Below are 12,843 nucleotides of genomic sequence, written 5' to 3'. Positions count from 1 at the left end.
CAGGGACAGCATGGATTTGAGAATGATTATTATTTTTGTATTGGTGCATAAATCTTGCACCAGGTAAAAACTTTATTTAGAATCATTATAATTAAGATTTTCAATAAAGTAAACCCCATTTTTTGCCTTAGGCAAATTTTTTGGTATACAGGCAACTTCTATGAAGTAGGATAATATCATAGTTCATGTAGGCTAGTTGCATGGGGTTTTTGCATTAACTTGCCTTTATGGTCGTATATAAAAATGTTTACTTCGGGCAAAATACGTATAACTACATAAAACAGTAGTTATTTCTTCAACGATTCCCGAAGGGTGGTATATGGTTCATGGTATATGTCTACAGCTTTGCTTGCCTTATTGGCGGATTAACTATTATTAATGCTGCTTTTTCGTATCAAAGCAAACATATTGATCTAGCGTTTTGGTCAATGTTTAAATTTCAACTTATTACATTACCCTTGTTTTTAACTGCTAATATGCTGATTGGTTACGGTGTGAAATTGGGTTATAAAGCGCTGGGTAATTTAACATACGTGCTTTCTACATCAAAAGGATTAGAGATCTTCATTTCAATTGCAATGGGATTTCTGTTTATGAAGGAAATTCCTTCTTGGAAAACATGGGTTGGATTATGTATCGTTCTTGTTGGTTTTGTAATTGCAAAATATAAATGAATCTTCTCTGGTTTGCCAGATACTCTAGCCTCGTCTTCTAGAAAGCTGAAATACAAAAAAATGACGAAAAAAAAACTTGCATTTTGTTTCCCTCAGGAATAAAATTTGGTTACTACAAAAAATGTTTGCCTAAGGAAAGATTATAAATATGGCGAGGAAGTGAGAATACAATGAAAGGTCAAGTTGAGCAAGCAAGGAGAGATACGGGATGGCTGCGAAGCAGCTCCTCTGTAAGCTTAGAGGAAGTTAATAACTCCATTAAAATTCCAGACAAGGCGAGATTTTTGCGGAAATTTTTCGCTTTTGCCGGACCAGGATCTTTAGTGGCTGTAGGTTATGTTGACCCTGGTAACTGGGCGACATCGATTGCTGGAGGAGCGCGTTTTGGTTATACCTTATTATCCGTTATTTTAATTTCAAATTTAATTGCGATGTTGCTTCAATCATTGGCAGCCAAATTAGGGGTTGTGACGGGTCGGGATTTAGCCCAAGCGACTAGAGATGCAGTCGGTAAAAAAACATCTTTTATTTTATGGATTTTATCAGAGGTTGCAATTATTGCATGTGATTTAGCAGAGGTCATTGGGTCGGCCATCGCTCTTAATTTACTATTCGGAATCCCGTTATTGCTCGGTATTTAATTACAACACTGGATGTGCTGCTTTTATTGCTTTTACAGAAAAAAGGGTTTCGTATTATTGAATCCATCATCCTCGTTCTAATGGCAACCATATTCGTTGTATTCGTGTTTGAAGTGATCGTCTCAAAACCAGAAATATCGGCCTTATTAGGCGGTTATGTACCGAAGTTTGAAATTGTTACAAATCCAGAGATGTTGTTTATCTCTTTGGGGATCTTAGGAGCCACTGTTATGCCGCATAATCTTTATTTGCATTCGTCCATCGTGCAAACTAGGCAGTACAAGCGAAATAAAGAAGGACGGAAAGAAGCTTTGAAGTTTTCGATATGGGATTCGAATATTTCACTAACTGTTGCCTTCTTTATAAACTCTGCCATTCTAATTCTGGGTGCAGCAGCTTTTCACGGAACCGGCTTGAATGTTTCTGAAATTGAAGGAGCCTATGAACTATTGAGCCCAACTGTAGGCGTAGGTATTGCAAGCACATTATTTGCGGTTGCTTTGCTTGCCTCTGGCCAAAATTCAACAATAACGGGAACATTAGCAGGACAAATTGTGATGGAGGGATTTATCAACTTAAGAATTTCCCCTTGGCTACGCCGTATCATTACTCGATTAATAGCAGTCGTACCCGCATTTGTTGTGACATGGATTGCCGGGTCGAGGGGAACAGGGGATTTACTCTTATGGAGCCAAGTCGTACTCAGTTTACAATTGCCCTTTGCCGTTATTCCACTCGTATTATTCACAAGCGATAAGAGGAAGATGGGAGAATTCGCGAACCGAACATGGGTTAAAGTATTATCTTGGATTTCCACTGTTGTCATTCTAACTTTAAATATTTTCCTAGTAGCCTACATCATCATAACCGGTCATGACTTAGGTTAGGCTCATAATAAGAAGGCAGCCATAAGGCCGAACATAAAGACGACCATCATTCCAATTGTTGGAGTGATGGTCGTCTTTCATTGTTGAACCAAGTCCTTTATGCCGTAAATACAGTTGAAATAATGGTGGAGCTGCTCACACATTTATTTGATTCAAAGCCAAGCTTTACTAATCCTACTTCTACAATTTTGGTTTTGTGAGGGATAAATTGTTGGTAGCCATATGTCATCGCCTTAATCATCTGCTCAGGGGTTAGCCTTATTGCGACCGTGCAATGCGGGTCCCAATTATTAGGGATATAGTAGTGATCTGCAAATTGAAGCAAATCTTCAAATTCCTTGTGATACTGCTTATGTATTTCAATTAAGCCTTCGGTTACTGTTGGATCAATAAATAATGTCCCTGAAGTCGGAAATGAAGCAAGCACATCGAACTTTATATGAAGTTCTGATCTATTTTCAAAAAATGAGTTGAAACGTCTAAAGAACATTTCAAGATTAGGGATATCATTGTAAACTGCTACAGTAATATGAGGTCTTATATCGGATATCTCATACATATTTGATGTTATTTGTTCATCATGCAATCCTTTCCATATATCCTTGATATATTTTTCAAAGCTATCTTCAAAGAAGAACTCGACAGCGTACAAATGTATCACCTCAAATCGGAATAAGGCTTAGTTTACATTATTTTGGTTTTTTGGGGAATTAGAATTTTCCACTACTAACCCGCTGGCTCAACGAGGCTGCCGTTCGATGCCTACAGCCTCATCTTCATTATTATTACGTCTAGATTCCGTATATTTGATGTGGTACATAAGGCTCCTCTAAGCTCACAATTTCGTTTGAATCCAGCTTCACCGACAACGCAGCAACCGCATCCTCCAGATGATTAAGCTTTGTTGCACCGATGATCGGGGACGTTACAACGTCCTTTTGCAGTACCCACGCAAGTGCAACTTGTGCGCGAGGAATACCCCGCTGGGCGGCAATTTCGGCAACTTTCTCCACGATCTTCCGATCAGCCTCTACCATTCCTGCTGCTAGCCTTCGTCCCGCTTCGTCTATCTCTGAACGGGCTGTCTTTTCATCCCAGTCTCGGGTGAGCCGGCCTTTAGCAACAGGACTCCACGGAATGACACCGATTCCCTCTGAGCGGCAGAGCGGCAGCATCTCCCTCTCTTCTTCCCTATAAAGTAAATTCAATAAATTCTGCATAGAGACAAACTTGGTCCATCCGTTGCGTTCGGCGATATGCTGCGCTTTCAAGAACTGCCAAGCATACATTGAAGATGCTCCTATATACCTTGCCTTACCTGCTTTGACTACGTCATGGAGTGCCTCCATGGTCTCTTCGATTGGCGTAGTGTTATCGAAGCGGTGGATCTGATACAAATCGACATAATCCGTACCCAGCCGTCTTAGGCTGTTATCTATTTCGCTCATAATTGCTTTACGGGAAAGTCCCGCACCATTCGGGCCTGGGTGCATGCGGAAGTATACCTTTGTCGCAATAACGACCTCGTCACGCTTTGCGAATTCCTTCAATGCACGTCCGACAATTTCCTCGCTTGTTCCATCCGAGTATACATTCGCAGTATCGAAGAAGTTTATTCCTAGTTCCAGCGCTTTTTTGATGAATGGTCTGCTTTCCTCTTCATTCAGCGACCATGGAGCGATTCCGCGTTCGGTCACCCCATAACTCATGCAACCCAGGCATATTCGTGAAATATCCAAACCGGTACGGCCAAGTTTTACATACTCCATATCATCGAGACACTCCTTCGTTTTTTTATTGTTTTCAAGCGATCTTCTGCTCAGCGGGATATCCTTATTATGCGATAATTGAAAAAAAGACCGTTATCACATTAGTCTTAAATGATTGCCTAATCCTCTTATAATCACTAACGCTAGAGAAGAATATGTCTTATAATTGAAAAAGATAAAACAATTAGGAGGGGCCTATGACTGAGGAAATACTAAAACTGCAGGATGAGCTTGCCAAACTCATTGAGCGTCATTCGATTCAAGACGGAGCTTACGAGACGATTATTCCATCTTTATATTTCTTTCGCCACTCTAATGTGACCGAGCCAGCCTACAGAGTTTATAAGCCTTCCTTATGCTTCATAGCTCAAGGTAAGAAAGAGATCATGCTGGCACACGAGCGCTTTGAATATGGCCCAACCGATTACCTTATTTCTTCCATGAATCTGCCGGTGATCGGCCAGGTCATAAGAGCTTTTCCCGACGCTCCTTATTTGAGTTTCAAACTTGAATTCACACAAAGTCAAATTCTAGACGTATTGAATGACTCTGACATTCAAATAACCCCCAAAGAAAATACGAAGAGAGCTTTGTTTGTCGGTCATATTGAGTTACCTATACTGGATGCGATACTTAGATTAGCTCGTTTGCTAGACAATCCGAAAGACATTCCATTCCTTGCACCCATCTACACAAGGGAAATTTTATACAGACTTCTGCAAGGGCAGTATGGAGTTGCGCTTGCGCAAATCGCAATGGAAGGAAGCAGTACTTATCGAATCAGGGACGCTATCGAACAAATTATTAATGACTGTGATAAGCCTTTGCGAATTGAAGAACTTGCAGATATAGCCAGAATGAGTACTTCTTCGTTTCATAGATACTTCAAAGAGGTAACCAGTATGAGTCCTATTCAGTTTCAAAAGCAGCTGCGATTGCAGGAAGCCCGGCGCTTATTATTATCCGAGTCGGCGGATGCCGCAGATATCGCATTCCGGGTCGGCTATGAAAGTGCATCCCAATTCAGCCGCGAATATTCTCGTATGTTGGTTCTTCTCCCAGAGCAGACATTAAGCGTCTGAAGGAAAAATATGACCTAAGACTAAACGTGAGATGATCCTAATGCCCGGCGAGGAAATTTAATCGGCCGTGATCGGAACATTATAGTGACACGGCAGCTCTACTTGGTTTAGCTGACTGAATGTCTAGCAGAAGCCCAAGACTCATGTTAGACTAAACGTTGTATAGCCGATTTCCTCCTCCTTTCCACCAGATGCTGTATCGGGGAAGGAGTATACTATCACAACTATTCATAGAATGGAGTGAGACGATCCCGACCGGTAAAGGATTGTAAGTTCATGAGGAATGATAACGAAAGCCAAATTTCACTAGGTGGTGTACATATATGAAGCCCGACGACCCAAAATTTGATTTCAACGAGCTGCGGTCCATTTTGAAAGCGGTTGCTAATCGAATGATTCCAGCAGATGCTTGGCCATCGGCGACCGAAGGTGGGGCCCTTACCTACCTGGAACGCTGCGCTGGCGAGGATATTACGACCTGGATGGAAGTAATAGAACCCGGTCTTCGAGCATTGGATGCAGAAGCATTCGTTCTCTATCATAAACACTTTTCAGAACTATCGGTTCACGAGCAAGATGGATTGTTGCACGACGTTGAGCAAGATCGTGTTCAGGACTGGCCCGTTTCGTCCAAACGCTTCTTTGAGATTCTATTGAGCCTGGTTGTAGAAGGTTACTATGGAAGTCCTGAGGCTGGCGGGAATCGGGAGGGTAAGTCTTGGGAGATGATCGGATTCCGTCCTGGCACCATCCCGGAAAGCAAAACACCGGTCCCAGAAACCGAGTTAACGCAGCGAACCTTAGACCAGCTTCAAGATCAATATGATGTTATCGTCGTGGGAGCTGGGGCCGGGGGCTCGGTCGCGGCGGCAGTGTTGGCCGAATCGGGACTTCGCGTTCTCGTCGTTGAGCGTGGAAGCTGGCTTCGTTACAGTCAGGTTGGCAGCGATCATCTGCGGAACCATCGTTTGAGCAAATACGGTCATAACACGGGGCCCGAGTTGGAAGGTAACCCACGTACGATTGTCATGGCCAACGGAGACGAGCGAATCACCGCACCCTTTGAAGGGGACTATCATAATAACGCGATGACGGTAGGCGGCGGAACACGGGTGTACGGGGCACAAGCATGGCGATTTCATACGGATGATTTCCGAATGGCGACTCGATACGGAGTTCCGGAAGGGAGCTCTTTAAGCGATTGGCCGATTAGCTATGATGAACTTGAACCGTACTACGAGAGAGCCGAGTGGGAAGTCGGTGTCTCAGGTAATGGGGATGCCCACCCTGGACGCGGGAAGCGGCGACGCCCTTATCCTATGGAGCCGCTATCGATGACGTTGGAAGCCGAACGCTTGGCTCGGGCTGCAGCGAAGCTGGGATGGGACGCTGGACCGGTTCCTCTCCTGATTAATTCAGTGGAGCGCGACGGCCGACCGGCTTGTGGGCGATGCGGCCAATGTGTCGGGTTTGCCTGCCCAACCAATAGCAAAAATGGCGGTCACAACACGATGTTAGTGAGGGCTATCGCTACCGGCAACTGCGACCTGATCTGCGATACAATGGTGGAACGCATCGATACCGAAGGAGGAAAGCATGCCACCGGGGTTCGCCTTGTACAGGAAGTGGCGGGCTCGATCCAGCGCCGACAAGTGCGTGCAGGGCATGTGGTAGTTGCGGCCGGAGCCATTGAAAGCGCACGTCTCCTTCTCAACTCTGTAAGCGATTCGGAGCCAAGCGGGATAGGCAACCAGAACGGGCAAGTAGGACGGAACCTGCAGGGCCATGTCTATTCAGGTGCCTACGGCCTCTTTGATGAACCGATTCAAGACGGTCTTGGGCCAGGAGTAAGTATTGCTACCTTCCGCTTTGACCACAATAATGGAGGCGGGATTATTGGGGGCGGGATGCTTGCCAACGAGTTCACTCGGTTGCCGCTCATTCACTGGTATCGAGCACTTGCTCCGGATGCGGCGCGATGGGGGAGCGCAGGCAAAGAGATAATGCGTGAAACTTACTTGCGCACCGGCCAAATTCAGGGCCCGATTCAAGAGATACCGACACCCGAGTCAAGAGTACTGCTCTCGCGGGCGGTCAAAGATCGTTTCGGCATACCTGTGGCTCAACTCTCTGGAAGCGTTCATCCCGAATCTCTTCGTGCTGCGGCCATGCTGGCAGAGCAAGCGGAGAATTGGCTCTGGGCCGCCGGCGCAAGTCGCGTTTGGCAAACCCGGCCAGGCGGGGGGCTTAGTGGCGGGCAGCATCAGGCTGGAACTCTGCGCATGGGTGAAGACCCTTCAACATCCGTCACCGACCCTTCGGGTCGCATACACGGATACGACAATCTCTGGGTAAGCGATGGCTCCCTGCACGTGACCAATGGCGGAGTTAACCCGGTGTTGACGATCATGGCATTGGCCTTCCGCACGGCAGAAACCCTGGTGAAACAAGGGTAGTGAATATAGAACGGATATCAGAGCACCTACATGGTGCTCTTTCTCATCCTATTGGCGGAGGTGAACCGAGAGCACATCCCTCCGCCTTTCAGCTCTAAACCAAAAAAAAATCATTGTCTCCCCTCCCCTCCTCACATCAACGCTATCAGACCTTTACTATACAAGAACTTGAAAGGTCCCTCCATTTAAGTAAAATATAAAGGAAAGGTGGTTGATGAAATGAATTCCCGAATGAATAGTCTTTATAGCTATTTGGATAACAACAATCTCGACGCGATGCTGATAACTTCTCCAAAGCATGTCTATTATTTGACTGGCTTCGCAACTGATCCTCACGAAAGGTTCCTCGGGCTGCTGCTCGTAAAAGGAGAAGAGGCGCTGCTGCTCTTGCCGGCGCTCGATTACGAAGCCGCCCAAGCAGCTTCCACTGTTACGAACATTTATACTCATTCCGATACGGATAATGCCTATGAGATACTGAGCAAGCTGATGCCCCGCAGCATTCATCATCTTGGGGTTGAGAAAGACGATCTTAGCGTCCATCGCTTCGAAGCGATTCATGCTGCGGTCGGCGCGACAACTTACGTCGATATTGGTTTTCCGCTTCGGGAGATGCGCGCAATTAAGACACCAGACGAGGTCAAGCGGATGAAACGTGCCGCTCGCATCGTCGAGGATGTGCTGCGATCAGGCGTGTCCAAGGTGAAACCCGGCGTCACAGAAATCGAGCTTGTGGCGGAGCTGGAATATCAGATGAAGAAACTCGGAGCACAGGGGCCTTCTTTTGAGACGATGGTATTATCCGGCGCAAAGTCGGCGCTGCCGCATGGCACCCCGGATAACCGGAAAGTGGGAGAAGGCGAGCTGCTCTTGTTCGATCTCGGTGTATACGCGGACGGTTATGCCTCGGATATTACCCGGACTTTTGCAGTGGGGGACATCTCGGACGAGATGAAAAGAATTTACGACACTGTGCTGGATGCAAACCTCATAGCCATTGAAGCCATCCGCCCAGGTGTCACCTTCGGCAGCTTGGACCGTGCCGCCCGTGAGTCGATCGAAAGAGCAGGTTACGGCCCCTATTTCAATCATCGACTCGGACATGGCCTTGGAATGGACATTCATGAGTATCCATCCATCCACGGGCGGAACGAGGATCTCTTACTAGCGGGCATGGTCTTCACAGTGGAGCCGGGTATTTACGTCCCTTCCGTTGGAGGCGTAAGGATCGAGGACGATGTTCTCGTCACGCAGGACGGGGTCGAGGTGCTGACTTCATTCCCGAAACAGCTAACGGTTATTGGATAGCATGATATAGCAATGGGTGGTTCGCTTAGCGGGCTACCCATTTTTCGATCAGGCCTTTACTTTCCGATAGCCTTCCTAGCCGCTATGTGCGCCATCCTTCTGTAACCTCTGGTAATAATAAAATAAAACTGAGGAGGAAATAAAATGAGTAAAGTAGCTATTTTTCTACATGCAACTTGCAGTGGAAGCAAGCAGATTATGTTCAAATAATAGCAAGGGCATTATGGAGCTGTTACCGTTGCAAACAAAGTTATGGAGTTGAATAATTTTCTGTGTTTGTTACAATAATGAAAAATAATTATATAACAAAAGAGTTGAAGAAGTGAAAAATTAGGAGGAAATTATGGGAAGATTAGTTCATTTCGAGATTCATGTAAATGACATGGAACGTGCCAAGAAGTTTTATGGGGAGATATTTGGATGGACATTTGAAGATTGGAGTAGTTATGCTGGGATTCCTTATTTTGGAGCTGTGACTGGCGATGCAAATGAGCCTGGAATTAACGGAGCTTTGATGCAACGTCAAGGTGCTTCCCCAGAGCCAGGCCTGTCTATGAACGGCTATGCATGTACATTGGGAGTGGAAGATTACGATTCTACTGAAACAAAAATTGTTAATCACGGAGGCAAGATTGCATTGCCAAAATACGCTCTGCCTGGAATGGCGTGGCAGGGGTATTATATTGATACTGAAGGTAATATTTTTGGCATTCATCAGCCAGATGAGAACGCAAAATAGAATTGTTTCAATATGTAAATGAGTATTCATTTAGTTAGACAAACAGATAGACATCACAATGAGGCACTTTTCTTTAATAGGAAAAGTGCCTTTTTCTCTTTTGTAGTTCTTAAGGTGATTGTCTAAAAAGAGCATGTGGAGGTTTTCTAGCCACGACCTCATGCAGGAAAGCTATCGTCTAAAATCATCGTGCGAGGCTGCGGTCACCTCATTTATTGAGGAGCCTCGTGAATTCAATCAAATGGTTTTTGATTTCCTGTCAAAAGAATCCCCGTCAGAATAAAACCACGACCATAATCCAAACTCAGGATAAAGTGTGTGTTAAAGAGAACTACCATCAGCACCAATGCCAGCAGGCATTCACCGCGAAGATTCCTACCTCATTTCCCCGACACTTCAGTTGGACATGAAGGCATAACAAAAGCCTGACCGCGTCAGGCTTTTCTAAGATGATACATCTATCGTTCACAGATGGTTATCCTTATTGACGAGCAATATGATCTGCCAATCTAATAGCCAAAGCAGTGTTAGAAAGAACTGGGCCAGCTCCTGTCAGAGTAGGAAGAACACTATTATCCGCTACATATAATCCTTGAACCCCATGTATTTGACCGTGACGATTCGTCGCTGAAGTTTCGGGATTATCCCCCATTCTACATGTGCAAGACTCATGCATATCCGCTCCAGGCGGCCTAAGCTCCAAAGTAGATTCATCAAGAGTCACTCCCATAGCAGCTGCAGATTGTCTAATGCCTTGTGCAACTTGGTTGGCTGTTTGACGATCCTTGTCGCTTAAAGAATATTGGACTTGTTGTAACGGTACACCGAATTCATCTTTTGCAGACTGATCCAGATATACTCTGTTCTCAGGCCGGGGCTCCACTCTTCCAAAGGCTGCATAAACAACCATAAGCTGATCTTTAACAGCTTTATCTTCAAATTGCTGGTAGGAGAAATATTGATCAGGACCAAGAATCTGAATTTGATAAGGAGACTCATCCGTTTCAAATTTCAAAATAGCCAGGTTACCAAGTTTGTCAGAAAACTGGCTTCGATTTATCGTACCAATAGCAATAACGGATACGTGACCAGTTAAATAACGTCCAATAGCAGGCCCCGGAATCCCAGAATTAAGCAATAGACGCGGAGTCTCTAAAGTACTTGCAGATACGACCACATTTTTCGCCCGAATTGTATATGCTTTTTTGTCTGCAGAAAAAACCTCGACACCAGAGACTCTCCCCTTCTCTGCTAAAACTCGTGAGACATAAGCATTTACTGCGAGATCATATGGCCTGTCGAACTTGGCAGCTGCTAGCGCATTGATCGAACTATACCAAGGATTCGAATGAACTTCTCCTTGCCGGGAAGGCGTCATATCAAAAGCAAGCGGCATATCATCTGCTTCCAAAACTCCATTTGCATGGAGTTGTTTCAAAAGCCTATTTTGCATTGATGAACCCTTAGCATAATCCCTTGTCACATTCATTAGCTTCTCGGCCATCCCATAATATACAGCTAATTCCCGAGAGTGAATTGGCCATTTATTGAGTTCAGATTGAATAGGTCTAGGCGTCGCCGCATTCCAAAACAATGATCTCCCTCCAAGAGCATAAATCATTGTAGCACCGGAAAATTGTGGCAAGCGCTTGCCTAAAGGAGTTGAATTGTCTGGAAGAAGCTCATCTCGTGCCGTATTTACATTCTGCGTGGGTATATTAAGGGCATGGGAATGAAACAACTTATCTCCCTTTTCTAATATTCCGATCTTTTTAGCGCCTTCGTACTTCCATAGTTCACACAGTCTCTGCAAAGTCGCTCCTCCACCGGGACCACTTCCTACAATAAGAACATCGTAATTTGTGCCTGACATATCTTCAATTGTTTTGGTTGGAATCCAATTATTCTTGTATTTCACTACCATCGCAAATGTCCACTCTCCCCATTATTTCTCATCCGTTCAAGTTATGCGAGGCTGCTTATCAATATACAACAAAACTCCACAACCTCATCGGTTGTGGAGCTGCAGGCAAGCATTTATCGTATAAATACATTTGAAATAATAGTGGGACTGCTAACACATTTAATTGTTAATCCGCGAAGCTTAAAGTATTATGCGCTGCGTTTTTTAAGAAGCGCTTGATCGATCGATAGGGGTGTAGGTTCAGCAAAAATCAAATATATGGATACCAGCATAAAAGATAAGTCCAGCTCATATCCCGCCATCTGATCATTTCCAAGCAGCCCTACAGAAAGTTTCATTGTAACAATCGCCCCAATGAGCATAATCGTAAAAATAACCGATACGACACGAGTAAAGAGGCCAATGATAAGCATAATACCTCCGGCTAGTTCGAGCGTTGCTACGATATAAGCCAAAAATCCTGGGACCCCCATCGAGCTAAACCAGGCATCTACATTGCCAAGCCCCATTTGTAATTTACTAATCCCATGAGCTAAAAATAATATTCCCAATACTACACGCATAATTGTCGATACTGTTGTTAATTTTGTCATCTTCTCTTTCTCCACCTTTTTCATTTTATTGTGTTTACTATTGTTCGGAATGATAATATATCAGGTCCGATTCCCTTCTTGATCGTATATATTACCTATAGAGATATAATGTTTGTATAGACAATTTATCATGCATCAAACTAGCTTGTCAACAGAAAAATTGTTATTATGAAATTATATTATGTATTACAAATATTTTGAGGGGTGAGGACGAATGGACATCGGCTCTTCCATACGAGCAATTCGGAAACGAAAAAACATGACCATGGCTCAAATATGCGAAGCAACGGGCTTATCTCAAGGATTTATGAGCCAAGTGGAAACAAACAAAACATCACCATCCATATCAACCTTAGAAAGTATTGCCAATACATTAGAAGTACCCTTAGCTTACTTATTGCTAAAAAAAGAGGATCGCATGAATATCGTGCGAAAAGAGAATCGAATGATAACGAAAAGCGGCTCTGAAAATAATTTAAAGGTGGAGCACTTGAGCTCAACAAAAAAAGTAAGGATGATGCTTGTCGAGCTGCCCCCTGGTGCTTCAACAGGTAAAACTCCACATGCACATGAGGGGGAAGAAGTGCATGTTGTCATCAAAGGAAAAATCTATGCTAAGCAAGGGGAGGATTCAGCTGAATTTGAAGAGGGTGATTCATTTAGTTGGCATGCCTGTACACCCCATACAGTGAAAAACATAGGGGAAGAGACGGCAACTGTGCTCATAACCGTTTATACAGAATCGGAACAAAAACAAGATTTAATATAAA

Annotated in this window: 9 protein-coding genes and 2 pseudogenes; 7 read left to right on the top strand and 4 right to left on the bottom strand. The window is 44.4% G+C overall.

Annotated features, from left to right (window positions below):
* The first annotated feature begins 326 nt into the window (after nucleotides 1-326).
* Both CEF13_RS01295 and CEF13_RS01290 read left to right on the top strand, forming a co-directional pair.
* Nucleotides 327-674, top strand: coding sequence for a hypothetical protein (locus CEF13_RS01295; protein WP_102709058.1), 348 nt, complete (start codon nucleotides 327-329; stop codon nucleotides 672-674).
* Between the two features lie 170 nt (nucleotides 675-844).
* Nucleotides 845-2,202: pseudogene (locus CEF13_RS01290) on the top strand (Nramp family divalent metal transporter).
* A gap of 97 nt (nucleotides 2,203-2,299) precedes the next feature.
* Here CEF13_RS01290 and CEF13_RS01285 read toward each other — a convergent pair.
* Nucleotides 2,300-2,854, bottom strand: coding sequence for a 2'-5' RNA ligase family protein (locus CEF13_RS01285; RefSeq protein ID WP_102709057.1), 555 nt, complete (start codon nucleotides 2,852-2,854; stop codon nucleotides 2,300-2,302).
* A 139-nt stretch (nucleotides 2,855-2,993) separates the two neighbouring features.
* Nucleotides 2,994-3,971 (bottom strand): aldo/keto reductase, encoded by a 978-nt coding sequence (locus CEF13_RS01280; protein ID WP_102709056.1) that lies wholly within the window; start codon nucleotides 3,969-3,971, stop codon nucleotides 2,994-2,996.
* A 197-nt stretch (nucleotides 3,972-4,168) separates the two neighbouring features.
* On the opposite strand from CEF13_RS01280, the pseudogene CEF13_RS01275 reads away from it, so the two are divergent.
* The 4 genes and pseudogenes from CEF13_RS01275 (at nucleotide 4,169) to CEF13_RS01260 (ending at nucleotide 9,556) form a co-directional block, all read left to right on the top strand.
* Nucleotides 4,169-5,088 (top strand): annotated as a pseudogene (locus CEF13_RS01275) (AraC family transcriptional regulator).
* Between the two features lie 288 nt (nucleotides 5,089-5,376).
* Nucleotides 5,377-7,509: a GMC family oxidoreductase gene (locus CEF13_RS01270; protein WP_102709055.1), complete on the top strand. Its 2,133-nt coding sequence runs from the start codon at nucleotides 5,377-5,379 to the stop codon at nucleotides 7,507-7,509.
* 219 nt (nucleotides 7,510-7,728) lie between these two features.
* Nucleotides 7,729-8,817 (top strand): M24 family metallopeptidase, encoded by a 1,089-nt coding sequence (locus tag CEF13_RS01265; protein WP_102709054.1) that lies wholly within the window; start codon nucleotides 7,729-7,731, stop codon nucleotides 8,815-8,817.
* Between the two features lie 343 nt (nucleotides 8,818-9,160).
* Nucleotides 9,161-9,556 carry a VOC family protein gene (locus CEF13_RS01260; protein WP_102709053.1) on the top strand — a complete coding sequence of 132 codons (396 nt, stop codon included), beginning with the start codon at nucleotides 9,161-9,163 and terminating at the stop codon, nucleotides 9,554-9,556.
* Nucleotides 9,557-10,037: 481 nt separating this feature from the next.
* Here CEF13_RS01260 and CEF13_RS01255 read toward each other — a convergent pair whose 3' ends face one another.
* Nucleotides 10,038-11,480, bottom strand: a complete 1,443-nt coding sequence (locus CEF13_RS01255) for a GMC oxidoreductase (protein ID WP_102709052.1) — start codon at nucleotides 11,478-11,480, stop codon at nucleotides 10,038-10,040.
* Between the two features lie 188 nt (nucleotides 11,481-11,668).
* On the bottom strand, nucleotides 11,669-12,073 hold the full coding sequence (locus CEF13_RS01250; RefSeq protein ID WP_102709051.1) for a DoxX family protein: 405 nt from the start codon (nucleotides 12,071-12,073) through the stop codon (nucleotides 11,669-11,671).
* A 214-nt stretch (nucleotides 12,074-12,287) separates the two neighbouring features.
* Here CEF13_RS01250 and CEF13_RS01245 point away from each other — a divergent pair, with 214 nt between their 5' ends.
* Entirely contained in the window at nucleotides 12,288-12,842 is a 555-nt protein-coding gene (locus tag CEF13_RS01245) for a helix-turn-helix domain-containing protein (protein ID WP_102709050.1), read from the top strand.
* Nucleotide 12,843 lies beyond the last annotated feature (1 nt).

This window comes from Paenibacillus castaneae, from assembly GCF_002884445.1.
GTDB classification, from domain to species: Bacteria; Bacillota; Bacilli; order Paenibacillales; family Paenibacillaceae; genus Pristimantibacillus; species Pristimantibacillus castaneae.
This window is presented reverse-complemented; position numbering and strand designations above follow the sequence as displayed.